We start from the raw sequence: 22148 nt of genomic DNA on the forward strand, positions 1-22148 counted from the left end.
CGTTAAATTCAGGGATAAACAATTATACTATGAAGAAATCATTTTTAGCTATTGTTTTTGTTGCCACATGTACCGTCACTTTTTTTGGATGCGCCGGTAAAGGAGATCTGAAAGCCATCGAAGGTGAATATGTCCGTTACAACAAAACGGAACGGTCGGTCGTAAAAGATCAGTATTTTATTAAGCTGTTTAATGAAGAAACAGGACAGGTCAGCATTCAAAAGATTGCCAACATTACAAGAATTGTAGACGGTCAAATGCAAACGCCTTATGTCACGACGGATAAGTTTACGGGCTTTTATTTTCCCAACGAAAACAAATTAACGATAGCAGAGCGTGGACTGGACTTCAAGGTGGATTTAAAGGATAGCACCCTGTCCGTACCCAATGAAGTGTTTAAAAAAGTAAGCACCGCCACCGCTCCCTAAAGTGATCTGCTTGCCCCAACCCATGTACGCATGTAGAATGCCCCTATAGGTATCCTGCATGCGTGCATGGATCAAGCGATACCTTTCTGTTTTGTTAACCACCTCCTCTAAGCCCACACTACATCAATTTCCCCCTTCTTATTTTTTAGTATTTGACCGCACTGCGGCCAACAAGGTACCTATTGTGTCAAATGAAAATGTGTGCGAAATGAAAAAGTGTATCTGGTTATCCGTGATTGTCTGCCTGTTTACTATCATGCCCACGAAACGCAGCCATGCTATTGTTTGGGTAGTAGTAAAAGCCGCAGCAAAGAAAATTATCAAGGCCATTGACTTACAGGTGCAACGCTTGCAAAACAAAACCATCGGCTTACAAAACGCGCAGCGTGCCGTTGAAAATACGCTGTCCAAACTCAAACTCAATGAAATCGGGGATTGGATGGACAAGCAACGCGAGCAATATGCAAAGTATTACGATGAACTGCAAAAAGTGCGCAATACGATTGCCTATTACCGGCGCGTGAAAGCAATCATCCAGCGACAGATCGACCTGGTAGATGAATACAAACGCGCTTATGCACTGTTTAAGCGTGACAAGAATTTCACCCCGCAAGAGATCGAGCAAATGGGCTTTATCTACCAGGGCATTTTTGATGAAAGCATGAAGAACATCGATGAACTGTTGCTCGTAGTAAATGCGCTGTCCACCAGAATGTCAGATGCCAAACGCCTGGAACTAATTTCCGCAGCAGGCGAACGTGTTGATCGCAATTTTAGCCACCTGCTGGAATTCAACCGCAATAACGCTTTATTAAGCATGCAACGGGCAAAAGATCAAACAGAAGTAATGGGATTAAAAGCCCTGTACGGAATAAAATAGTGTAGTATGAAAATGTGTGTATTATTTCTGATCGCCCTTTGCATGGCTACGGCATCGTATGCCCAGGGCGTAGATGAATGGTTACGGCAAAAGGCCACGCAACGCAAATATCTTATCCAGCAAATTGTTGCCTTGCAGGCGCAGATTGCCCAAATAAAAAAAGGATATGAGATTGCGAAACAAGGTTACAATACCATCCATGCCATTAAGAACGGTGAATTCTCCCTTCACACCGCTTTTTTTACTGGACTGAAAACTGTCAATCCGAAAGTGAAAAAATATGCACGGGTGGCCGATATTATTGCCAACCAGGTCACCATTGTGCAGGTAGCCCATCAAAGTATCCGCCAGGCCAGAAGCAGCCCCCGTTTCGCCAGCGGAGAACTGGCAGCAGTATCTGAAATCACTGATGCCTTACTTAGTGAAGTGGCTAAAACCATCGATCAGTTATCCGCTGTTGTACTCAACGGTAAGTATGAAATGAGCGATGACGAACGCCTGCGGCGCATTGACAATTTATACCTCACCAGTACACAGCAGGCAAAAACAGCCTACACACTTTCCCAACACGTCGGATTCATTGACCGCAGCCGTTTGCAGGAACTTTCCGAGAACCGCGCTATGCGGGAACTCTACAACCTTCCTGCGCAGTAAATAAATTTTAATCAGGAAAAAATGATTTCCATGAAACGCATATGTAGTGTAATGCTTTTGTTGCTGGTGGCATCCTTTCCCTATCGTGCCAACGCACAAGCGGCAGAACTGGCGCAACTGGCGCTCAATATCGAAAAGCTCACGCAGTTTAAACAGATCCTGGAGCAGATGTATAAGGGATATAAAGTACTTACCGAAGGATACAACAAGGTCAAAGACGTTGCCTCTGGTAATTACAAACTGCACCAGGCATTTCTTGATGGCCTTTACCTGGTATCCCCGGAAGTGCGCAAGTACCAACGCATACCGGATATTGTAAATTATCAAATCGACATTCTGAACGAATACAAAGCTGCTTTTCGTCACTTCAAAAATTCCGGTGCTTTTACCGAAAGTAACCTCGCTTATCTGGAAGCAGTGTATAACAACCTGTTCCAGCGAAGTCTTGCCAACCTGGAAGAATTAACAATGGTCATCACTACCAACCAGCTACGCATGTCCGATGAAGAACGCCTAAGCGCCATAGACCGGATTTACAAAGAAATGAAGGAGAAAAGAACCTTCCTGCGGCAATTCAATGAAGAAGCGAAAATGCTTTATCTGCAAAAGCGCAAGGAGAAAGTGGAAGTTGATAACCTCAACGGCCTTTACAATTTTAAAAATTAATTCAATCGTAGGGTATGAAATATTGTGTGGGCGCCAGCTTATTGCTGCTGGCAGTGTGCTGTCCATTTCTTTCCCAGGCACAGGGAATGGCGGGTGATATTAAAAGTTTCCAGTCCGTCCTGGAAACACTGTACAAAGATATGCTGCCCAAAGTCGGCAGCCTGATAAACGTAGGGCGCGCTGTCGCTGGGTTTGCGGCTATATGGTACATTGCTTACCGCGTATGGGGGCATATTGCCCGCGCCGAAAGCATTGACTTCTATCCGCTTTTTCGACCGTTCGCCCTCGGCCTTGCCATCACGCTGTTTCCCCAGGTACTAGCGGTTATCAACGGGGCTTTGAATCCCATTGTTACCGGCACTGCGCAACTGGTGGATAATTCCGATAAAGCTATTGCCGAATTATTTAAAAAGAAGGAGGCGGAAATGCGTAAAAGTGACCAGTGGAAGGCACTCGTCGGTGAAAGCGGAACCGGTGACCGTTCACTCTGGATGGAGTATGCACACCCTGATGTGCAACAAGAAGGGTGGGTAGAAAAGATCGGTAACTCGATGGAATTTGTAATGGCAAAAATGGCCTACAACTTCACCAATGATATAAAGCGCATCATCAGTATCATCCTGCAAATTATCTATGCCGCTGCCGCCCTTTGTATAAATACGCTACGAACGTTTAACCTGATAATTTTAGCCATGCTCGGCCCACTGGTGCTCGGCATCAGCGTATTTGATGGCTTCCAACACACGCTCAACATGTACCTGGCACGCTACATCAATATCTACCTCTGGCTACCGGTTGCCAATATCCTGGGTGCTGTACTGGGCACCATTCAGGAAAACATACTAAAAATGGATTTGAAAAATCTCGCGGAAACCGGTACCACTTTTTTTAGCACCTACGACCTGGGGTATATCATATTCATGCTGATCGGCATCATTGCCTACACGACTGTACCCAGTATTGCCGACCAGATCGTACATGTGGGAGGTGGTGGCGCCCTTCAACAGAAAGCCACCCAAACTTTTAGCGGTGTAGCTTTTGGCGCACCGACTGCGGTGGCAACTGGCAAGGTTTCTTTTTAACATGAAAATTATTGTGTGACCGATAAAGTGAAGAAGATATGTTTCATCAATTAAAGAACCTGGATACCGCATTCAAGCATGTGCGCTTGTTCAGTCTTGTACTTATCCTGGCAAACATCATCATCAGTTGCTATGCACTGTTCTATGCCATGAATTTTGCCACCGCAGCCCAACAGCGCGTGTATATCATTTCAGATGGTAAAGCTATCGAAGCCTTTGCCAGTAATAAGAAGGACAACATCGCTGTAGAAGCCCGCGACCATATCAAAGTATTTCACCATCTTTTTTTCAGTTTATCGCCTGATGATAAGGCCATCACTGAAAACTTGAAAAAGGCGCTCTACCTCGCCGACAACAGTGCTAAAGCGCAGTATGACAATTTGCTGGAAAAGGGATATTACATGCAAGTGGTGAGTGCCAATATCAGCCAGGACGTAACACCGGATAGTATTGCCGTCAATACCACCAACTACCCATACTATTTCCGCTACTACGGCAAGCAACGCATAGTCCGTTCAACCTCCATCGTCACCCGTAGCCTTATAACCGAAGGGTATATACGGGATCTCCAGGAACGCAGCGACAACAACCCGCACGGCTTTCTGATCGAACGCTGGTCCACCCTTGAAAACCGCGATTTAGAAATCACCAAACGATAAGGTTATGTGGAAAAGGAAACAAAACAGACCTCCATCAGTGCTTGCCATCCGTACCTCGCAAATGTTTGCCTGGTTGCAAAAGAAATGGGTGAACTGGATGCAGCAGCGGGAAGCGCGTCTTACGATGGCTCAAAAAAAATGGAGCCTTGCCATCTTCATGCTTTGCTCCTGTAGCGGCTGCGTACTCATTTTCCTGGCGGGAATAACACCTGGCATTAACAGCTTCTCGGCACCGGTAGCAGTACAGCCTTTAAGGATGCCAGCTATTCAACCGAATACCAACGCTAACGTACAAACGCCCATCACTAGGGAGGATACGCTAACCATTCGCCGCTACCTGCAAACCATTGATAGTATGAGCCAGACCCAGGAAGGTAAAGCGCAATTAGATGCGTACTTCCGGCAACGCCCCGGTTTGTCTGATAGTATCGCTGTACTTAGAAAAATATTTTATCATCAATAACAATGTGAACATGGAACAGTGGGAAAGAAAAAAGAGATTCTTGATGGTAGTGCCGGTACTGGTACTTCCTTTTGTTGCCTTCCTTTTTTGGTCGCTTGGTGGAGGCAAAGGAAAAGTCGCACCGGTAGCAAATGCGCAAGGTATCAATGCCAGCCTGCCGTCGGCGCAGCTTCTTAAAGATGGCCCGGCAGACAAAATGAGCTTATACCAGCAGGCAGATAAAGATTCCCTGGAACTGCGAGAACAGATGCGCAACGATCCTTTCCGTCAGGATAGTGAACATGACCCGGCGGAAATCAGTCCCTTTGCCAGTCAGCCCGGCGCTTCACCCGCTCCGTATGAAAGCGATGATGCCAATGAGCGAAAAGTGCGCGAGAAGCTCACAGAACTGGAACAGCAGCTACGTACGGAGCCTCCCAAACCTGTAGCCACAGCAGCAACGGCCACCGAATCCGTCTATCAACAAAAGGACGAAGATATGGCGCGACTGGAAGCTATGATGCAAAGCCTTAGCGGTTCTACCGCCACAGCCGGGAGTGATCCTGAATTGGCGCAGTTGAACGGTATGCTCGAAAAAGTGCTGGATATTCAACATCCCGAAAGAGTGCGTGATAAACTGAAAGCTAATTCCAGCAAAGACAAGGATAAGGTCTTTCCAATACAGAACCAGGAAGAAAGCCAGCTCGATGACTTACTGGCAGAAGATTCCACCCGTAAAAAAATGCTATCCCGTATCAGCGCCGCAAGCGCATCTATTACCGGGTTTTATGGCCTTGAAGAAACAACCCCCGACTTTTCCAATAACGGCATCACCGCTGTTATCCACGAAAACCAAACTCTTGTGAGCGGTGCCAACGTAAAACTGCGCACGACGCAAGACTTGTTCCTGCAAGGTAAGCTGATTCCCACGGGCACATTCGTGGCCGGAGTAGCTACCCTGAACGGCGAACGTCTGCAAATTCATATTGAGCATATCCGCTACCAGGATGCCGTGTTCCCGGTGGACTTGACGGTTTTCTCGCTCGATGGTATCGAAGGTATTCATATTCCGGGGGCCATTTCCCGTGACGCAGCCAAGCAAGGTGCCGACGATGCTTTGCAAACGCTTCAAATGTCCTCTTTAGATCCGTCGATCACCGCACAGGCGGCATCCGCAGGGATCGAAACGGTAAAATCCTTTTTGTCTAAAAAAACAAAACTCGTGCGGGTGACGGTGAAAGCCGACCATCCCGTATTACTCATGAATTCCAATAACAATTAATCATTAAACGTGAAAAAGATGAAAGTGCTGTTTGTATTAATGATCCTGGTTTCCGGTTTTTTTAACGCGCAGGCGCAAGTGCCGGCATATCCGCAATCTATCCAGGTGGGAAAAAATACTACTACTATGCTGGTATTTCCTACTGCCATTAAAGATGCTGATCGCGGCAGTGCCGATATTATCATCCAGCCGGTGAAAAACGCCCGGCACGTATTAAAGGTAAAAGCCGTCAAAGATGGTTTTCAACAGACAAATCTTACCGTATTCACCGAGGACGATAAAATTTATACCGTCAGCGTTTCCTATAACCCATCGCCCTTTGAACTGGCGTATAATTTTACCCAGGCGCCACTGAATTTGCCGCCAGCTACAGAACGGCCGCTCAACGACCCGGAAGTACAGGCACAGTCTGAACTGATCGCCGGTTTGCTACCTATAACCCGCCATCCGGCTAAAAGATCATATGCGATGGAAATGCGCCTCGATGGTATTTATGCAAAAGGCGGTGTATTGTTTTTCCAGTTTTCTTTAACGAACCATTCCAATATACCTTTTTCACTGGCCTTTCTTCGTACCTATCACCGCGATAAGACCAAAGCCAAACGTTCTTCGCGTATGGAAAAGGAAGTATTGCCACGCTACTTCGCCCAGCGACCGGTTATAGACCCGCACACCAGTGGCCACTTCGTAGTAGCGATGGATCAGTTTACGATTGCCGACAACAAATTGTTTGTCATGGAATGCTTCGAGAAGAACGGCGACCGCCACATGGCTCTGAAAATTAAAGGCAAGCATATACTTCGCGCCCGATCCCTGCGGTAAAATCGATTTTCTCATTTTTAAATGTATTCATTATGAGCCGTATTGATGCTGCTATGGCGTCCTGGCAAGACCGCGAAAAGCATTACCGACAACGCTATGGTGAAGGTCTTGAAAACAGCCGTGCCTTCGCCAAAGTGAAACTCAAAGCCTGGAAACGAACCTTGCGCGAAACACGCGGGCTGAAACTAACGGAACAGGAGAAGGACGACCGTAACATCCTGAAATCGCAAACCCGCGACCTGGAAAGAAAACTTACACCCAATCCCGTGCTTCGATTTGTAAAACGGGTAGTAGAACGCACCCAAGAAGTTGCTGTTGCGGCCTGGGGACTTGCTGTTCGTGCTATCGAGAACCGCAGAAACAAGAATACCGCTGATGTATTGAACACCGCACAGGTAGATTATGCGCAGGGCCGTAACAATGGTACGCCTTCGCCTTCTGCGTCCAATGCTCAAACGCAAGACCAGGCGCCCAGGGAATTACCTGCTCCGGCACCAGCGCAGCATCAACGGTCAACGCCTATCACCGGATCAGATAATCCGCAGGTATCCTTTACCAATACTCACCAGAACCGCCTGGCGCTAAGAAAAACACACCGCCAACGCACCGTTCTGGCTGCGAGTACAGGTAAATCACAATCACTGTAAAAAAATAGCTTTATGGAACAGAACAGGGAAGAAAACGTGGAAAAGCTCTTGCAGGAATTTGACCGTATGGGCATTCCCCGTGCAAAATTTGAAAAAGATATACGTACAGCCATTGACGATGGCCTCGGTCAATTTGCCATGTATGAAACCTTTGAGCGCGGTGACAAATACATGGATATGGAAATCCGTGTAGACTACAATAAAAAATTGGAACGGCATAGCCTTTCCGCGGTGGAAGCGTCCATTACGGATGTTAAAGTGCCTTCGGAAATCGCTAATTCAACTCATTTCAAAGAGGTGGAATTTTTGTTGCAATACCCGCCGTCTGTTGACATGACACAACCAAACGCGCAGGAGCTCTACAATGAGCGTGCGGCTGAACATGGCCGACAGATCGCCTCTACGATGCAGATGCTGCACAACGAGGCGCCGGAAATCTTTGATGTAATTGTTGCAAAATACAATCCCATTACGCCGTTTGAAATCAGTCCCGAAAGAGCAGCAGGCATTGAAAAGGTGATCCAGGATAATACCGTAACAGCCACGTTTAGCTCATACTATAAACTACAGCCGGACGAAATGTTCAACCTGTTAACGGTGGAAAATTCCTACGTGCAAAAGCGGTTGTATAAAAAGGCACCGGAAGGCCAACCATCGAACTTCATCGGTTGGGTACAGCCCATATTGAACCAGGTGCATGAAAGCGGGGTAACACAGATGAAACTGGCAAATGATTTTCCAATTACCGAGAAACTTTTGAGCCTGAACCTGGTGGAAGTGGTGGATGCCGCGAAGTTCAAGTTCCTGGATACAGAATTGCGTAGGGGCGGCACCGTAGTGGTGAACAATCTCAATAAAACGGGCGATGCAAGAATCCTTATTAAAGCTGATCCTGATAATGGAAGCATTCAACTAACCTCTTTGAAAACCGGTAAGATCCTTCCGCATAATGATTACCGTAAAGACCAAATGGTTATAATTCAAACTGCGGAAGGAAGCGTGGTAGTGGGTAAGAAAGAAGCGCCTGAACATTTTGAGCCCAAAGCGTCAGTTACCGTACCGCGTGAAAATACCCTGCAAAAAAAAAGAGAACAACCGGCTGGCACAGCACAAAAAACTGAACCGGATGTTACTGCTAATCCCGCAGTAGGGAAGGAAGGGCCAGCGGTGGGGGCCGAAAATTCTGTAAAAACGACACCCGTGGAACAACCTCACCAGGAAGGGCAAAAAGGAGCAAAGGAACTTAATGGCCGTTCCGGCAAAAAGGTACGCGAGGTAAAAGCAGACACCGGTAGAAGCCAGCGAAAACATGCTTGATTTTTTTGGTGTCAGCGTTTACTGGCTGTTCAGCCCCCGTTGCGACGCTCCGTTCATCGTCTGCCCGCTGTTTTGCGGCGGGCAGACATTTTTTACTATTTTCCGTTTGTTGTATGTACACTTTAGCTATTCAGTTCTATCCGCATAAACCAGAAATGCCCCCGGCTACGGAAACCACGGCGCCAACGGAAACCTTCACACAATACCGCTCCCTGCATAAAGCAATGGGCGCCGTACAGGCTTTCGATATGCGTGAGTTTATTCCTGAACTTTCCCAGGAACTACGCCTTGCGCGGCAACTAAAAACGGCTGCCATCCTCGATGAAAGTGCCAACGTTCTACTTACTGTACGCTATTTTGACCAGTACGAGAATATCGGGATGCCACCCGGTATCTACCTGAACATGCGGCCTTCAATGTATTCCCTGGAGAGCTTTGAAAAACTTTCCCGTTTTCCCCTTTCTTCCTATAAGGCAATGGGGCCACGGGAAGAACATTTTCTGCTGCATACCAAAGAGGAGCTGGTAAAAAAACAGCACTCCATAATTGATAAGCATTATCATCATACGCCCCGCAAAGTAAAGTCGGATCGCAATTCGCATTTAAAACCCTAAAATGCCAGTGATGAAATATGATGTGGTATGTTCAGTGAGGAACCTGGAAAAGATGTGGTATAATGAAAAGGGTATGCCTTCACAAACCATCATTGTAGACAGCTTTCATAATTTAAAACATGCGGCTGCCTGGATGGAAAAAATTGACATGCGTATGCTGGTGCCGCAACTTGCACTCAACTTTAAACTGCCCGCTTTTATTCAGGAACTGGCACTGGCAAAACACCGTCAGGAGCTGCTGGCTACAAAACTGTATATGCCGGAAAACAAATGGCGCCACCTGCCGGAAGGAATTTACCTGAACATCAATACAAATGCTATCAGCGTAAAGGATTTTGAAAAAAAAAGCGGCCTGTATCTTTCCCGTGAGCGTAACCTGCACGGCGATGAAAAAACATTTTTAGCTACTACCACCAAAGACCTGATCCAACAGGAAATTGAAACACTTAGGAAACACCTGTTTGTGCGGCTTATACGGCCAGATGAAAATAAAGGTATAACGTTGAACTAAACTATTAGGCTCGAAGAGGACCCCGGCTCTGCAGGAGTGCAACCGGTGAAGCAATACAGCCTAATCAGGGATAAGTAAGGGCGCGTCCGAAAGGATAGCGCCCTTTTTTTATGCCTTTTATTTCACAAATGAAGATGCCAGTACCAATATATTCTAAAATGGCCTTTCACTCACCCTTTTCGCGAAGTTAATGCACGGTGGATGCCTCCGAACAAGGAGTCTTAAAAAAAATCTCCACCCCTTTCTCTCGCTCTCTTCCCATCTCTTTCACTGCGGTTGTCGCACCTCATGATGGCCCGGCGCCTTCGCCGGGTAGTATTTTTTTTAAAGTCCTCGTTCTCCAGCATCCCCCGTGAATTGGCTGGTCGCTACGGGTATGTGGAAGGCGGCAGGCGTTCACTACGGCTTTAAAAAACTTTAAAAACATCATTATGAAACGACACACTTTTTCACTCGTCGCGCTCATGCAAACAAGCTGGCAGATCCAGCGCGCGAAACATGTTTCCCGCGCTAAGGCCCTCACCAGCGCATGGGCCATTTTTCAGAATGCGGATATAATGGTTTATCACCTGGCGCGCAAGCACTCGCGCAAAGGCATTGACCCGGCCCGCACTGCTCAACACCTCACTTTGTTCACCGCATAAACCGCCCACCTCATGCAGTACTTTAAAAATTGCTCCACGATCGACGAAATAAAAGCCCTTTACAGGGAACTGGCAAAAACGCACCACCCCGACAGGGGCGGAGATACCGCCACCATGCAGGCCATTAATAGGGAATACGCGGAAGCCTGCGCCGCCATTTACCGGGGCGCTGATCTTTCCGACGCCGAGCAGGAAGAAGCGATCACCGAAACAGAGCGTTACCGCGAAACGCTCGAAAAAATTATTCACCTGGAAGGCGTCATCATTGAACTGGTGGGCCTTTGGATTTGGGTATCCGGCAACACCTACGCCGTACGCAAAGAGCTAAAAGCCGCCGGGCTTTTTTATGCTTCCAAAAAACAATGCTGGTACTACCGGCCGGAAGAATACAAATGTTTACACGGCGGTAACCTCACACTAGAGCAGATTAAAAACCGCTATGGCAGCCAAACCATCGCCCGCAACACGCGCCCGCTGCTAACCCATTAAAAACACCCTTCCATTTTTTCACTTCAAAATAATACACGATGAAAAATTTGAATCAATCCGCTACAAAAGTGTTTTGCACCCTCCTGGACAAAGCAAACAACAGTTTCCACGAATTTAAAAGCGAGGGGTTTATGCCCCTCATTCTTTCCAAAGTCGGCCCCCTGCATGGCGACGGCGAAACACACACCGCCGACATTTACCAGCTCGCGCACACCTTCTTACAATACGGCGATACAATGCACGATCCCGCTATGGATTTTATTGTTATGGGCTATGCAAAAGGCTGCAACCCTAAAACGGTAATTATCTGCCCCGCATCCTTTCGCCAGGATACTACCGGCCATTACCGCGAAAGTGTGCGCTTTAACGGCAGCAGCTTTGGCGGTTTCTATCCGCGTGAACAAGCCGACCAAACCTATTTCGCCAATATCTGGCTGCGCAACATCAAGCAACAAGGCTTTTTACAATAACAGATCCGGGGGCGCCCCGGCGCCCTCTCATTTTCTCACACTAAATAATGTAAACCATGATTACCATTTATGTAAATGCAGAACTGCAATTACCGGATAACGACCAATGGCAAAACCGGTTCAACATCAGGAGCGCCAGCTCTAACCGCCTCTATATAATCGCTCAAAACATCAAAAAAAGACATTGGGTATGTAGCTGCCCCGGCTGGAAGGCGCACCGCCATTGCAAGCACCTGGACGCTCTCAACTTACCCGGTAAAGAAATCCTTTTGAAGTCAACATTATAAACCACTAACACCATGGCAAAATCATTTTTAGACGGTTACCAAACCTACGACACCGGCGACGGCTACGGCGATGCAAACCAGTGGAAAGGGGCATTTAAAGACCGCATGAGCAAAGAAGATGCCACCGCCTTTTTTCAGGGCCAAGCGCAAACACCCCACGAAGTACTGAACATACCATCAGACGCCAGCCCCGCGGCCATAAAAAAAGCATTTCGGCAACTGATGATGCAGTGGCACCCCGACCGCAACCCGGACCGCGCAGCAGAGGCGGAAGAAATGAGCAAAAAGATCATTGCTGCTTACACCCTCTTAACCAGTTAATCCACCCGCTATGCAGAAAAACAAACAAGTCAAGCACACCCACGGGATGGAATGGTTCCGCTTCACCCTCCGCCACGACCGCGGCACGACCCGCCTAACCATCGGCCCATCTTCGGGCCTGATGGCGGCCATTGCACAACTGCTTTGCCTCGAAGGCTGCCCGCTTTGCGCCATTGAGCGCATCCGCCAAGTTCGCTCACCTAAAAAAAGGAAATGGTAACACTTAAAGCGGCCGCGCCTCCGCCGCCTACTGGCGCACTTCTTCCATGCAAACATATCATTTTCAAATAATCGTACTCGGTTACCGGACGCCCTCGGCCTTTATCCCTGCGTATTCCCGGCGCTTTAAAAGTCGCAAAAAAGCCGAAGCGCTCGCCCTTCGCACCGCGTGCTTTTACAAAGCAGAGGTAAGGCTAACGACCGGCAAACAGCCGAGCAGCGGCACTTCCCATTATTTCCGCCATCCCAATTTTTAAAACAAAAACATACATATATGAAACACAATTATCACGAAAGAAAACAACGGCGCATAGACTACGCCAGAGAGCAAGCCGCCAAAAGCGAACAGGAATCTACCCGCCGTTACAATACGGCTGATGAAATCAGTAGTTTCATTCCTCCCGGTCAGCCGATACTGGTAGGCCATCACTCCGAAAAGCGCCACCGCCGCGACCTGGAGAAGATCAACAACAACATGCGCAAAAGCATCGAAGCGACACAAAAAGCTGCCTACTATGAGGATAAAGCGGAATCCATCGAAAAAAATACCGCTATATCTTCCGACAACCCGGACGCGCTGGACCTGCTGAAAAATAAGTTAGAACGGCTTACCGCTATGCAGGAATTCATGAAGCTAACCAATAAGTATATTAAGAAAGGCGATAAAGCTGCATTCCTGCAACTCCCCGGTGCCACAGAGGCCCTTTGGACAGAGCTTACCAGTGCCACCAGCCGGTGGGATATAGGCTATCCGCGCTACCGGTTAAGTAATAACAATGCCGTGATACGCACTACCAAACAGCGTATTGCCCAATTGGAAAAACTGGCAGCCCTCACCACGCAGGAATTTACTTTTAAGGGCGTGCGCATCGTGCAGAATGTAGAAGTCAACCGCCTGCAATTGATCTTTCCCGGCAAACCCGCCGAAGCGGTGCGCGAGGCGCTTCGCCATAGTGGCTTTATATTTTGCCGGGAGGAAATGGCCTGGCAGCGCCAACTGAACAATGCCGGTTTTTATGCTGCCAAATCTTTTTTACGGGAATATAACCCCGAATAATCCAACAGCGGGCGCCGCTGCCGGTGCCCGCTGTTATTCACCTTTAAACTACATCACTATGTCAATTATACTGATCAGTTTAGCCTATTGGGAGAAAACCGTCTTACAAAAACTGGCGCCCGGCTCTAAAATATTTTTGGTGGTGCCGGTTGAAATGATCCGATCCCATACCACGGCCCCCGCCGTTGAGTTCTTTAAAATCATCAGCACCGACCCTTTGCGCTTCCAGGCCACTGTAATGTGGACCTTTGAAGGCTATGACGATGATCCCCGCGAGGTCTGCGATATTCCCGAAGTGCGGCGCTTTGTGCAATCGGTGGTGCAGGCGTTCCCGGAAATGCTGTTTTTCATGAACCAGGATGAAATTACCGGCCTGCCGGATTTTGACCACCTGTTTATGCTGATGGTGGACAGCAGCCCCGTGATGGATGCAGGACCCGCTGGCATGTACGCCATCGACCTGCTGGGAGTGCGGGAGTTCTGGCAAATGTCATTAAAAGCCATTGCCGCCATGCTGGACAAACAGCAGTTTTCTAAATCAAATATTTATCAATTATTGAGGGGCCTCCGGCAGCGTTACCACGCAACCTTCGGCCAGTGATAACAAAAATGGCGGCGCGCAGCAGATAATTTTCTGTTGCGCGCCTTATTTACGGGTTGCCGGACCGCTTGTTCTCTCTTGGAGACCACTATTTATATGGAACAGCTCTTATCTTTTGAGCAGCTTCTTTCTTGATAGTCCGTCAAGAAAGAAGCAAAGAAGCGGCTTTTGCTCGCTCTTTCATCAATCACTCATTGCCCTGCGGCGCCACCTGCCAAAGTTCAGCAGGTCACGCCCTTCAACTTCCCACAGTACTGCACGAAGTACGACAACACTGCAAACAGAATCTATAAACAGGATGATCGCGAGCCACACCGGTATTTCAGCTCCTATTTTTATGTGTTCAACATCAAAATTGGTTTTGGTGGTCAACCAATACGGGAGCCCGGCCACGATCAACAGATCCAGGAAATAACGAAGAGGTTTCGCCACTCGCAGCTTTATTTTCTGTTGCACCTGGTAAATGAACATACACAGAAGGTAAACACCCGCAATAAATAAGGGGTTCAAAAACAAAACACCACCGCCACCCTGGCGTCCACCATCAGTTTGAGTAAATAGGCAATATCCAGTGAACAAATCCATGTAACAATGTACACGGTGTGAAATACCCTTGAATAGTTCGGCTGTTCCACCTTATGCTGTTGATTGTCCATTCCCATATTTATACTGCCGTAGAGTTGAAATAAGGGCTTTTTTTGCTGTCAATTTGCACCAGTAAACGCAGGCCCCCGGACGCTATAGCAAGGACGATGAAAGCGGCTGTAAAGCCTTTCCAATCAATATTCCAGTGTAAAGGATTCAATGAGTGATAATAAAAGCACATGGCGATGTAAACAGCTATAAATCCAATTATATGCCCTGCGACAATACGCCAGGCAAATGGCCGTTTTCTTTTGCTGTGATGGTCTATTAGACGAACGACCCAAAACATGGCATATAATCCCAACAGCAGCCCAGCCTGGCCGAGCGTGAACAGGCAGTGTTCTTTGAGCGTAGGCCGGAAGTCGAACCACCATATCAAGCCGCAGTTTGCCGATTCCGCAAAGGCAATAATGAGCAAAATATTCAAGCACAACTGTTTTGTCATCTTTCAGATAATTAAGGGAGGTTACTATCTAAGAGAGCAATGGGGTATAAAATTGGGTGAATAATCAAATAAAAATACACACTGTAAATATAAAATGTTACAAGTGTGCAGAAATGCTTACTTTTCCATTTTCATAGGATAAGGTTTCGGTAAGGAACTGATTAGTAGGCCCTGTAAGGGGCCTTATTTTTTACCATACTTACGGAATGCCGCTACAAATTGGAAAATAAAAAAACCTACCACCAATTTGCCAAAAAAATCTACTGCCAGGGTGAAATGACCAAATTCCCCTTTTGTTACCAGGAAGTCATTTCGGTGTGTTAAGTCGATAAAAGCAAAATAGTAGCCGATAAGCGACGGATCAAAATCAGCCTGGCAATTGAAGATCCGCCCCAAAGTCACCAGATACAGGATATAAACAATCCCGGAACTGATCCAAAAACCCCAAAAGGCTCTTTTAAGTGATATACCGTGATTGTTGGAAACCTTGTTAATGCAGAGTATTACATTATCCCACCAGGATAAACGTTTGATCTCCCGCAGGGCATCGTTGGAAACAGCATGCAATTTCAGGGATTCCTGAAAATTGCCCGTCCCTTCCAATGCTTTGCGCAATTGTAGGAAAATCTCGTACATATCCATGTGGTAGTTGTCTTTCTTCTTGTGGGGATAGTGAATGTTTTCTACCGAACGGAAATTGTCGAACTGCCTGTAGTCATCCGGGAAATTGCAGGCCGAAAAAATAGTTTTGGAAAAGCGTGTACGGAAAAGAGAAACGCTACTGTAAGCAGCAAAATCAAAATTATCAAACCAAGCATTATCCAACGTACACTGGTGTATCTCTACCTTTGATACGTCATCCGGTTTTCCCGCCGCATCAGGGCCGGCCAAAACGTCAGCAGGTACTCGTTTTTGCTGCGTACTGATGTAGTAAAAAACCAATTCCCCTTTAGGTACCAATTTGCGCAGGTATAATCGGTCGATGGTGCATTCTTCCACATTTATTTTACCGCTGGCCGTTCCTTGCAGTGAGAGGGTACGCAGGTAAATGTTTTTTACTTCTGTTACCTTCGCCTTATCCGTACCACTGTACTTAATATCCAGATTCAGGCTCATGCTGGCTTTTTCACCAGCGGTTAGCCTGTAACGGTAACGTGAATCCCTTATTTTGTCCAGTTTCGTTTTATAGATTCCTGGCTTACCGGTAGCGTCATGCTGCGCTACAACGTGTAGATTCTCAATATCCTCCACATAGTATGCTATCTTTCGCTCTAATAGCCTATTGAACTGGTCCTTATTTCCCAATTTGCGAAGCAAGGCCCGCCAGCGCAATGGATAAATAGTCGATTCGGTGTATTCAATGCGCACCAGATCGGTGTTTTTGATGAAAAAACCATCGCTAATGCAATTTACCAGTTGAACGCTTTTCAGTTCTCCTTCCCGCATCACACCGCTGTCGATAATAGTATTATGAAAATAAACGCCCAGGTTTTTACCTACTGCGGATCGCACTTCCAGCCGTTCGATGAAGCAGTCAAGAAAAGTAAGGTCTATCAGGTCATATGCCAGGGGCTGATCGTAAATAATGGTCACCTTCTTAAACAGGCAGCGTTCCAGGAAAAGCATGGACTTACCAGGTAATGCGGTCACATGTTGAAACATGGCCGTGGTGAGCTCAATTTCAATGTCACCAAACGCTTTGTCAGCTATTGGCTGATAAGGGGTAATAGGTAGTACAGCCATAAGGAACTAAATTTCATGGTGGTAAAAGTCAATCGAGCACTGTATGTAATCCCACGTGCAACGGGCATAACATGCCACAGGCAAGGGCTTCGAGCAGTACCCGTTCACGGGCATTTGCCACAGGAAGAAACTGGAAGCTGAAACCTGTTCTCACCGTTAGATGTTTTGGTTGAAGATAATTACGTACAAAGGAAGATTGCCCGTAAATATGGTTGTTTAACCGCTGGCAAAGCCCGTCTTTTCCTGTACGGGTATTGCCAACATGCGCAACAATGTTATCCTGATAAATAATATATACGCCCTTTAGACCCGTGATATTTAACCCGCCCCGCTCCGGGAACGGGTGGAGTGGCTCGTTTACCAGCGCGTCAAAAAGCTGTCTTATCCGTAGGGTTTCTTCGCTGTTCATGTATAAGGGTTTATTGGCCCAGTGCCTTTTTTAAGCGGTCGATTTCGGCTTTGTATTCCGCCCGCTCTTTTTCCCAAAACTCCAGCAACTTATCCAAAGGCATTACATAGGTTTGCTGATTATGAATATGCGTTGCAAATTGTTGATGGGAATGATCGTGGTTGGTAAACGTATTATTAAAAACCTGAATGGCAGAATCCAGATCCAGGTGTTTAAGAACTTCCGGCGTTACTTTAAGAATTTCAGCAATATGTTGCAATAGTTCTTCATCTGCTATTTCCGGGCGATCCTCTAAATCGCTAATGAACTGCTGGCTCACCGGGTGGCCGCTTTTTTCTTCCAGCATATGGGCAAGTCCTGCCTGGGAATAATCCCACAGCAGCCGGAACCTTCTGATATTCAAGCCCACATGGGCGGTGGGTTTGGAGCTATTTACCATAAAGCGTTAATTCTGTGTATTCACAAATATATAAAATCCTGAACGTAAGATGACAAGTTGCCGTAAAGTACGGCTGTCGGCGGTAGGTTACGGCATTAATGGGTGCTAACTTGTAAACAGATGATGAAACCAATTTAGTAACCCGACAACTATCCTGTAATGAAAAAACATGACTACCTGGATACCTCGTTGTGGTATAAGGAAAAAATCAAAGATCCCTTTCAGGTGATTGCCGAAGCCTTTAGCTTCGCCGAAATCTCCTTTTACCGCAAACTCATTACGCGGGTATTGCATGCCGCCAGTTCCGAAAAAGTGTATAGCAAATGTTCTCCCTCCAACCTGCTGTTTGAAATGAAAATGCTGGAATCGGTCATCAATGCTGCTTACCTGATTTACAAAGAGAGGCGAAAAAGCCCTTTGCTTATTTCCAGCGCAGATTTACAGAACAGGAACCTTTATTACACGGGACGCCCTGGCACCGAATACGATGATATGCCAAAGTCCCTTTCCCAAAAAGAGTTCATGAACCCTTACCTGGTATTTAAACGCTCTTTTAAACGCCTTCCACTTGATAAGTTGAAAGGGCAGATTGAAGAAATAGTAGAGTACTCGCTTTCTGCTCACGCCTATGACGATATTGAAATAGACTGTTTATCCCTATACCTGCAACTTAACAAGATCGTAGAAGCCGCCCATCTTATTGATGTTCGTGAGATCATCCATGTTGACGGCCACCTGAAAAACAGGCTCAAAACCACGTATTAAATTATCTTACATGAAAACACGTAAATCCATCAGCCACCTCACGGGCAATGAACAGACCACCCTGCATGAAATAAAAAAGCAAGTGGTGAAAATGGTACAACCGCTGATTATCTACTGTTACGGCAGTGAGTTGAACACCACCATCAGGCGAAGCTGTTTTACTACGCCTGTACGGGAAGAGAGCTGGCAATTTAGTTGTGACCTCCTGGTTGTAGTTCCCGACAATCACGAACTTCCGGCTACCATTGCCACCGAAATTGCCGAGGCAACCGCACAATGGGGCCGGGTCACCGTTCGGGTTCATACCCATGAAGTCGTATCACGGCATCTGCACAATGAAAATCTATTTTTTTCATGGGTGCATAAATTTGCGATGCTACTCTATGAGCAAAATGGCGCCACTGCAAAATTGCCGCCGCCAATCAATAAGCGAGCGGAATATCAGCAGCAGGCTTTCCAGTTTTATACAGCCAATCCTGAAATGCCTTCTTACCTTACGGAGAAACTGGTAACTATCGTTCAGGAAATTCCCGTCCAGTCTACAAGAACCGAGCAAAAGCCCATTGAACTTAGGTTATTTCTTTATTTAAAAGACGGAAAACTCGAACAGGCAACGACCGGCAGTTAAAAAACATTCTGCAACATCCATCCGAAAACGTCCGTTTTTTCTTACACCTGTATGTGGTGGTGTAAGAGAAGTTCCGCTCACCGGGCCATTTTGCAGTAAAAAAACGATGGTAAATAAGGACGAACTGGTGGTAATGCGGGCTATTGCCCTTTGTTTTAAACCCTTTTTAAAGCCGGAGGAAGCGCAGGTGTACACCAACCTGGGAAAGTCACAACTGGCGAAAAAAGCACAGGAAATGGGCGTTTACAAAAACGCAAGCGGATACTATAAACGGGAGGAGCTGGATTGCCTGATGAATGGCGAAGCGTCACCATTCATCGCAGCGGCAGCCAGCCTCTCCATTAAAAAGATCAAATAATTCCCCGATAAAAAAGTATCGGAAATAAAACTCAACGATAGGCTCTCTCGTAAATTTAATGGCTGCTTTGCTTCACCTGATAGATGTTTTACAAAATTTAATTAATTAGAGGAACCCAATGAATCGTACCCCCTCAAAGCCCCCTGTAACCCGCAGACCGATTTTCCGCGTAATACCCACTACAACCTGGGAGCGGGGCAATATGCTGTTTGACTATTGGCAGAAGTTTAAACACAGAAATATTCCTGCTATTCTAACAGACATAGACGATAAACAGTTTCACTTTCTTCAACAATTGCCGCAAACGGAAAGATTACTTTTCTTCCAAACTGCCTACGACCTCGCAGAAAAGCGGGCAATCGACTGCAAATTATCGTCCAATCTGGATACGGTTTATATTGAAACACTGGCAAGTTCCAATAACTATGAGTTAAAAGTCCGTATATGGTTTTTGGACCAAAACATGGAGCCCAAACACGACTATCGTTTGCGCGTAACCGTTTGGGCCTGCAAGATGTTTCATGATTTACTGGACTTGCATTTTAAGTTGACAAGCCTTTACCATTTATACCGGAGCCGGCCATCATATATTGAACTGGTTCGTAGCGGCTTTATCAAAGATGACTATGGCAGGTTTGGGGATCTTTTATAGACTCGAAAAATAACGCAATAAGTGTCTGCAAACCCTCCCATACAGCGGCACCGACGGGCGTAAATTCTGTCGCAAACAAGGGGAATACATGGTTCTTAAAATTAAAGTAGATAAGTTTATTTATTAGGAATTGAGAAATTAATAGATTTAATTAAATTAGCACCTAACATTATGCTAAACAGATTTCTTATCCCGTAAACTCATGAGCTACATTCCCAAAACCATTAGTGAGGTTGTAACTGAATACCTCAATAAAAACACGTTTCTTCCGGCAATCCAAAGAGAATATGTATGGAACACTAAAGCCATTGAAAAGTTGTTTGATTCCATTATGGGTGACTATCCAATTAGTACATTTTTATTCTGGAAAATACGAGAGGAAAATAAAGATCAATGGACTGCATACGAATTTATCAGAGATTTTGATGGAGAAAAACCGCATAACAAAGAAGCTAACCTGGCAGGGGTAAATCAAGATATTTTTTTGGTTCTGGACGGACAACAACGATTAACTTCACTTTTCATTGGACTGAAAGGCTCCTATAGATTTTTTTATTACAAATGGCATAAAACAAGGTTGTATTTCAATCTTCTCACTCCGGTAGTTGAACCTGAAAATCCCGAAGAACTCACATACGACTTTGAATTTCGGACAGACAAACTATCCGACCCTAAAAACCCAAAGCCTCAATATTGGTATTTAGTAGGAGATATACTTAATCATGCGGATGCGGAAGATGCAAAGAAAAGCATCAAAGGCGATCTGGCAAATTTTACAGAAGAACAAAAGGATATAGCCAATACGCATATTGGTCGTTTACATTCCCGCGTCCATACACTTCGTTTGTTAAACTATTACGAAGAGAAGTCCCAAAGCTATAATAAAGTCGTTGAAGCATTTATCCGTGCAAATACCGGAGGGGTAAAACTAGGATACAGTGATATTCTTTTATCTACTGCCACTGCAAAATGGAATACATTGAATGCAAGGGAGGAAATTCACGAATTTACGGATGATATTAATAAGATTGGTAACGGTTATACGTTTGAGAAAGATTTCGTATTGAAAGGGTGCCTTTATTTAACCGACAATCTGCCTATTCAGTACAAGGTCGAGAATTTTACCAGAGCCAATCTGGAAAAGATAGAAAACAATTGGGAAGTAACGAAAAGCTCAATAGAAAAAGCGATAAAGCTAGTTGCAAAATTTGGATTTAACGATAAAAACCTTGTTTCCAAAGGCGCACTATTACCCATCGCTCTATACATCCAGCTTCTAAACAAACGTAATTTTATTGAATCTACATCAAGCGCAGATGTAGTTAATCAACTGTCAATTCAACGCTGGCTTACCGTGGCTTTGTTGAAAAATGCCTTTGGTGGGTCATCTGATAGAACATTAAAATTAGTGCAAGATGTCATAAAAACCCAACAGGATTTGTCAAAGTTTCCATTCGATGAAATAAATAAAAAACTCAATATTAACACTTCGTTCAATGAAATTGAGATTGAGCAATTACTTAGTGTTAGCTATGGAACGAAGTATAGTTATCTGCTCTTGTCATTGCTGTATCCAAATCGCGATTGGAAAGATAGCAAGTATCACGAAGATCACATTTACCCCAAATCTGAATTTACTACCGCCAAACTGAAACAACGTGGTTACAGCGAATCTGCTATTAAAGAGTATCAACGTTACTTTAATACAGTGGCTAATCTACAGCTTTTAACAGATAAAGAAAATTTTGAAAAAAAAGCCATCGAATTTGATAAGTGGATTGGTAGCCGAGATGAAAACTTTAAGAATCGCCATACAATTCCAGCCCTAAGTTCCTATGATTTCGATAGTTTTTTGGTGTTTATAGATCATCGAAGTGGACTTGTAAAAGGCATGTTGAAACAAATCATTGTGGATATAGCTACTGTGAAAGAACTGGCATGATACCAAGCAACAGATTAAGAAATGAAGTAA

General features: G+C 45.7%; 32 protein-coding genes. 26 read left to right on the forward strand and 6 right to left on the reverse strand.

The features are described 5' to 3' along the window. Window positions 1-29 precede the first annotated feature (29 nt). The 21 genes from UNH61_RS05410 (at window position 30) to UNH61_RS05510 (ending at window position 14092) form a co-directional block, all read left to right on the forward strand. Complete coding sequence (locus UNH61_RS05410; protein ID WP_326991107.1) at window positions 30-428, forward strand: hypothetical protein; 399 nt, start codon at window positions 30-32, stop codon at window positions 426-428. 58 nt (window positions 429-486) lie between these two features. Further along, entirely contained in the window at window positions 487-1308 is an 822-nt protein-coding gene (locus tag UNH61_RS05415; protein ID WP_326991108.1) for a conjugal transfer protein TraI, read from the forward strand. 6 nt (window positions 1309-1314) lie between these two features. Continuing rightward, complete coding sequence (locus UNH61_RS05420) at window positions 1315-1962, forward strand: hypothetical protein (RefSeq protein WP_326991110.1); 648 nt, start codon at window positions 1315-1317, stop codon at window positions 1960-1962. 30 nt (window positions 1963-1992) lie between these two features. Further along, a complete protein-coding gene (locus UNH61_RS05425) occupies window positions 1993-2628 on the forward strand; it encodes a TerB family tellurite resistance protein (RefSeq protein WP_326991111.1) in 636 nt (211 codons plus the stop codon). A gap of 14 nt (window positions 2629-2642) precedes the next feature. Beyond that, complete coding sequence (traJ, locus tag UNH61_RS05430; RefSeq protein WP_326991112.1) at window positions 2643-3710, forward strand: conjugative transposon protein TraJ; 1068 nt, start codon at window positions 2643-2645, stop codon at window positions 3708-3710. A gap of 38 nt (window positions 3711-3748) precedes the next feature. Then, a complete protein-coding gene (gene traK, locus UNH61_RS05435) occupies window positions 3749-4369 on the forward strand; it encodes a conjugative transposon protein TraK (RefSeq protein ID WP_326991113.1) in 621 nt (206 codons plus the stop codon). Between the two features lie 4 nt (window positions 4370-4373). After that, entirely contained in the window at window positions 4374-4832 is a 459-nt protein-coding gene (locus UNH61_RS05440) for a hypothetical protein (RefSeq protein WP_326991114.1), read from the forward strand. 10 nt (window positions 4833-4842) lie between these two features. Next, window positions 4843-6093, forward strand: a complete 1251-nt coding sequence (traM, locus tag UNH61_RS05445; protein ID WP_326991115.1) for a conjugative transposon protein TraM — start codon at window positions 4843-4845, stop codon at window positions 6091-6093. Window positions 6094-6111: 18 nt separating this feature from the next. Continuing rightward, the gene (traN, locus tag UNH61_RS05450) at window positions 6112-6915 is read left to right on the forward strand and encodes a conjugative transposon protein TraN (protein ID WP_326991116.1); all 804 of its coding nucleotides are present in this window, start codon (window positions 6112-6114) and stop codon (window positions 6913-6915) included. Window positions 6916-6947: 32 nt separating this feature from the next. Continuing rightward, window positions 6948-7562, forward strand: a complete 615-nt coding sequence (locus UNH61_RS05455; protein WP_326991117.1) for a hypothetical protein — start codon at window positions 6948-6950, stop codon at window positions 7560-7562. Window positions 7563-7574: 12 nt separating this feature from the next. After that, window positions 7575-8879, forward strand: a complete 1305-nt coding sequence (locus UNH61_RS05460; RefSeq protein ID WP_326991118.1) for a hypothetical protein — start codon at window positions 7575-7577, stop codon at window positions 8877-8879. A gap of 113 nt (window positions 8880-8992) precedes the next feature. Then, entirely contained in the window at window positions 8993-9493 is a 501-nt protein-coding gene (locus UNH61_RS05465) for a hypothetical protein (RefSeq protein WP_326991119.1), read from the forward strand. Between the two features lies 1 nt (window position 9494). Then, window positions 9495-10004: a hypothetical protein gene (locus UNH61_RS05470; RefSeq protein WP_326991120.1), complete on the forward strand. Its 510-nt coding sequence runs from the start codon at window positions 9495-9497 to the stop codon at window positions 10002-10004. Between the two features lie 431 nt (window positions 10005-10435). Then, window positions 10436-10648 (forward strand): hypothetical protein, encoded by a 213-nt coding sequence (locus UNH61_RS05475; RefSeq protein ID WP_326991121.1) that lies wholly within the window; start codon window positions 10436-10438, stop codon window positions 10646-10648. A gap of 12 nt (window positions 10649-10660) precedes the next feature. After that, entirely contained in the window at window positions 10661-11137 is a 477-nt protein-coding gene (locus tag UNH61_RS05480) for a hypothetical protein (protein WP_326991122.1), read from the forward strand. Window positions 11138-11175: 38 nt separating this feature from the next. Further along, complete coding sequence (locus tag UNH61_RS05485; RefSeq protein WP_326991124.1) at window positions 11176-11607, forward strand: hypothetical protein; 432 nt, start codon at window positions 11176-11178, stop codon at window positions 11605-11607. A gap of 56 nt (window positions 11608-11663) precedes the next feature. Then, entirely contained in the window at window positions 11664-11894 is a 231-nt protein-coding gene (locus UNH61_RS05490; RefSeq protein ID WP_326991125.1) for a hypothetical protein, read from the forward strand. A gap of 12 nt (window positions 11895-11906) precedes the next feature. Next, window positions 11907-12215 carry a J domain-containing protein gene (locus UNH61_RS05495; protein WP_326991126.1) on the forward strand — a complete coding sequence of 103 codons (309 nt, stop codon included), beginning with the start codon at window positions 11907-11909 and terminating at the stop codon, window positions 12213-12215. Window positions 12216-12225: 10 nt separating this feature from the next. Next, complete coding sequence (locus UNH61_RS05500) at window positions 12226-12435, forward strand: hypothetical protein (RefSeq protein WP_326991127.1); 210 nt, start codon at window positions 12226-12228, stop codon at window positions 12433-12435. A gap of 273 nt (window positions 12436-12708) precedes the next feature. Then, window positions 12709-13491 (forward strand): DUF3560 domain-containing protein, encoded by a 783-nt coding sequence (locus UNH61_RS05505; RefSeq protein ID WP_326991128.1) that lies wholly within the window; start codon window positions 12709-12711, stop codon window positions 13489-13491. A 58-nt stretch (window positions 13492-13549) separates the two neighbouring features. Beyond that, window positions 13550-14092 (forward strand): hypothetical protein, encoded by a 543-nt coding sequence (locus UNH61_RS05510; protein ID WP_326991129.1) that lies wholly within the window; start codon window positions 13550-13552, stop codon window positions 14090-14092. Between the two features lie 183 nt (window positions 14093-14275). On the opposite strand, the gene UNH61_RS05515 is transcribed toward UNH61_RS05510, so the two are convergent. The 6 genes from UNH61_RS05515 to UNH61_RS05540 all read right to left on the reverse strand — a co-directional run bounded on the left by UNH61_RS05515 (window position 14276) and on the right by UNH61_RS05540 (window position 17773). Continuing rightward, window positions 14276-14563: a hypothetical protein gene (locus UNH61_RS05515; protein ID WP_326991130.1), complete on the reverse strand. Its 288-nt coding sequence runs from the start codon at window positions 14561-14563 to the stop codon at window positions 14276-14278. A gap of 35 nt (window positions 14564-14598) precedes the next feature. Continuing rightward, complete coding sequence (locus tag UNH61_RS05520; RefSeq protein ID WP_326991131.1) at window positions 14599-14748, reverse strand: hypothetical protein; 150 nt, start codon at window positions 14746-14748, stop codon at window positions 14599-14601. Window positions 14749-14756: 8 nt separating this feature from the next. Beyond that, window positions 14757-15182, reverse strand: coding sequence for a hypothetical protein (locus tag UNH61_RS05525; RefSeq protein ID WP_326991132.1), 426 nt, complete (start codon window positions 15180-15182; stop codon window positions 14757-14759). A gap of 183 nt (window positions 15183-15365) precedes the next feature. Beyond that, window positions 15366-16925: a hypothetical protein gene (locus tag UNH61_RS05530; RefSeq protein ID WP_326991133.1), complete on the reverse strand. Its 1560-nt coding sequence runs from the start codon at window positions 16923-16925 to the stop codon at window positions 15366-15368. Between the two features lie 28 nt (window positions 16926-16953). Continuing rightward, window positions 16954-17334 (reverse strand): hypothetical protein, encoded by a 381-nt coding sequence (locus UNH61_RS05535; protein WP_326991134.1) that lies wholly within the window; start codon window positions 17332-17334, stop codon window positions 16954-16956. Between the two features lie 10 nt (window positions 17335-17344). Next, window positions 17345-17773, reverse strand: a complete 429-nt coding sequence (locus UNH61_RS05540; RefSeq protein WP_326991135.1) for a helix-turn-helix transcriptional regulator — start codon at window positions 17771-17773, stop codon at window positions 17345-17347. A gap of 159 nt (window positions 17774-17932) precedes the next feature. Here UNH61_RS05540 and UNH61_RS05545 point away from each other — a divergent pair, with 159 nt between their 5' ends. From UNH61_RS05545 to UNH61_RS05565, 5 genes are all read left to right on the forward strand, one after another. Further along, on the forward strand, window positions 17933-18538 hold the full coding sequence (locus UNH61_RS05545) for a hypothetical protein (protein ID WP_326991136.1): 606 nt from the start codon (window positions 17933-17935) through the stop codon (window positions 18536-18538). Window positions 18539-18548: 10 nt separating this feature from the next. Next, window positions 18549-19166 (forward strand): hypothetical protein, encoded by a 618-nt coding sequence (locus UNH61_RS05550; RefSeq protein WP_326991137.1) that lies wholly within the window; start codon window positions 18549-18551, stop codon window positions 19164-19166. A 106-nt stretch (window positions 19167-19272) separates the two neighbouring features. Next, window positions 19273-19524, forward strand: a complete 252-nt coding sequence (locus UNH61_RS05555) for a hypothetical protein (RefSeq protein WP_326991138.1) — start codon at window positions 19273-19275, stop codon at window positions 19522-19524. Window positions 19525-19642: 118 nt separating this feature from the next. Beyond that, on the forward strand, window positions 19643-20176 hold the full coding sequence (locus tag UNH61_RS05560; RefSeq protein ID WP_326991139.1) for a hypothetical protein: 534 nt from the start codon (window positions 19643-19645) through the stop codon (window positions 20174-20176). 202 nt (window positions 20177-20378) lie between these two features. Next, window positions 20379-22118, forward strand: coding sequence for a DUF262 domain-containing protein (locus UNH61_RS05565; protein ID WP_326991140.1), 1740 nt, complete (start codon window positions 20379-20381; stop codon window positions 22116-22118). Window positions 22119-22148: the final 30 nt, after the last annotated feature.

The organism is Chitinophaga sp. 180180018-3 (assembly GCF_037893185.1).
Classification (GTDB): domain Bacteria; phylum Bacteroidota; class Bacteroidia; order Chitinophagales; family Chitinophagaceae; genus Chitinophaga.

What these genes read in the sequence shown, in the direction of transcription:
- UNH61_RS05540 (WP_326991135.1), bottom strand. Translation starts at nt 17,773, where the DNA reads ATGGTAAATAGCTCCAAACCCACCGCCCATGTGGGCTTGAATATCAGA.
- UNH61_RS05420 (WP_326991110.1), top strand. Translation starts at nt 1,315, where the DNA reads ATGAAAATGTGTGTATTATTTCTGATCGCCCTTTGCATGGCTACGGCA.
- UNH61_RS05505 (WP_326991128.1), top strand. Translation starts at nt 12,709, where the DNA reads ATGAAACACAATTATCACGAAAGAAAACAACGGCGCATAGACTACGCC.
- UNH61_RS05560 (WP_326991139.1), top strand. Translation starts at nt 19,643, where the DNA reads ATGAATCGTACCCCCTCAAAGCCCCCTGTAACCCGCAGACCGATTTTC.
- UNH61_RS05515 (WP_326991130.1), bottom strand. Translation starts at nt 14,563, where the DNA reads ATGTTCATTTACCAGGTGCAACAGAAAATAAAGCTGCGAGTGGCGAAA.
- UNH61_RS05550 (WP_326991137.1), top strand. Translation starts at nt 18,549, where the DNA reads ATGAAAACACGTAAATCCATCAGCCACCTCACGGGCAATGAACAGACC.
- UNH61_RS05555 (WP_326991138.1), top strand. Translation starts at nt 19,273, where the DNA reads ATGGTAAATAAGGACGAACTGGTGGTAATGCGGGCTATTGCCCTTTGT.
- UNH61_RS05460 (WP_326991118.1), top strand. Translation starts at nt 7,575, where the DNA reads ATGGAACAGAACAGGGAAGAAAACGTGGAAAAGCTCTTGCAGGAATTT.
- UNH61_RS05565 (WP_326991140.1), top strand. Translation starts at nt 20,379, where the DNA reads ATGAGCTACATTCCCAAAACCATTAGTGAGGTTGTAACTGAATACCTC.
- UNH61_RS05470 (WP_326991120.1), top strand. Translation starts at nt 9,495, where the DNA reads ATGCCAGTGATGAAATATGATGTGGTATGTTCAGTGAGGAACCTGGAA.
- UNH61_RS05525 (WP_326991132.1), bottom strand. Translation starts at nt 15,182, where the DNA reads ATGACAAAACAGTTGTGCTTGAATATTTTGCTCATTATTGCCTTTGCG.
- UNH61_RS05530 (WP_326991133.1), bottom strand. Translation starts at nt 16,925, where the DNA reads ATGGCTGTACTACCTATTACCCCTTATCAGCCAATAGCTGACAAAGCG.
- traK (WP_326991113.1), top strand. Translation starts at nt 3,749, where the DNA reads ATGTTTCATCAATTAAAGAACCTGGATACCGCATTCAAGCATGTGCGC.
- UNH61_RS05490 (WP_326991125.1), top strand. Translation starts at nt 11,664, where the DNA reads ATGATTACCATTTATGTAAATGCAGAACTGCAATTACCGGATAACGAC.
- UNH61_RS05425 (WP_326991111.1), top strand. Translation starts at nt 1,993, where the DNA reads ATGAAACGCATATGTAGTGTAATGCTTTTGTTGCTGGTGGCATCCTTT.
- UNH61_RS05410 (WP_326991107.1), top strand. Translation starts at nt 30, where the DNA reads ATGAAGAAATCATTTTTAGCTATTGTTTTTGTTGCCACATGTACCGTC.
- UNH61_RS05495 (WP_326991126.1), top strand. Translation starts at nt 11,907, where the DNA reads ATGGCAAAATCATTTTTAGACGGTTACCAAACCTACGACACCGGCGAC.
- UNH61_RS05440 (WP_326991114.1), top strand. Translation starts at nt 4,374, where the DNA reads ATGTGGAAAAGGAAACAAAACAGACCTCCATCAGTGCTTGCCATCCGT.
- UNH61_RS05415 (WP_326991108.1), top strand. Translation starts at nt 487, where the DNA reads ATGCGTGCATGGATCAAGCGATACCTTTCTGTTTTGTTAACCACCTCC.
- UNH61_RS05475 (WP_326991121.1), top strand. Translation starts at nt 10,436, where the DNA reads ATGAAACGACACACTTTTTCACTCGTCGCGCTCATGCAAACAAGCTGG.
- UNH61_RS05510 (WP_326991129.1), top strand. Translation starts at nt 13,550, where the DNA reads ATGTCAATTATACTGATCAGTTTAGCCTATTGGGAGAAAACCGTCTTA.
- UNH61_RS05485 (WP_326991124.1), top strand. Translation starts at nt 11,176, where the DNA reads ATGAAAAATTTGAATCAATCCGCTACAAAAGTGTTTTGCACCCTCCTG.
- UNH61_RS05520 (WP_326991131.1), bottom strand. Translation starts at nt 14,748, where the DNA reads ATGGACAATCAACAGCATAAGGTGGAACAGCCGAACTATTCAAGGGTA.
- UNH61_RS05545 (WP_326991136.1), top strand. Translation starts at nt 17,933, where the DNA reads ATGAAAAAACATGACTACCTGGATACCTCGTTGTGGTATAAGGAAAAA.
- traJ (WP_326991112.1), top strand. Translation starts at nt 2,643, where the DNA reads ATGAAATATTGTGTGGGCGCCAGCTTATTGCTGCTGGCAGTGTGCTGT.
- UNH61_RS05465 (WP_326991119.1), top strand. Translation starts at nt 8,993, where the DNA reads ATGTACACTTTAGCTATTCAGTTCTATCCGCATAAACCAGAAATGCCC.
- UNH61_RS05480 (WP_326991122.1), top strand. Translation starts at nt 10,661, where the DNA reads ATGCAGTACTTTAAAAATTGCTCCACGATCGACGAAATAAAAGCCCTT.
- traN (WP_326991116.1), top strand. Translation starts at nt 6,112, where the DNA reads ATGAAAGTGCTGTTTGTATTAATGATCCTGGTTTCCGGTTTTTTTAAC.
- UNH61_RS05500 (WP_326991127.1), top strand. Translation starts at nt 12,226, where the DNA reads ATGCAGAAAAACAAACAAGTCAAGCACACCCACGGGATGGAATGGTTC.
- traM (WP_326991115.1), top strand. Translation starts at nt 4,843, where the DNA reads ATGGAACAGTGGGAAAGAAAAAAGAGATTCTTGATGGTAGTGCCGGTA.
- UNH61_RS05455 (WP_326991117.1), top strand. Translation starts at nt 6,948, where the DNA reads ATGAGCCGTATTGATGCTGCTATGGCGTCCTGGCAAGACCGCGAAAAG.
- UNH61_RS05535 (WP_326991134.1), bottom strand. Translation starts at nt 17,334, where the DNA reads ATGAACAGCGAAGAAACCCTACGGATAAGACAGCTTTTTGACGCGCTG.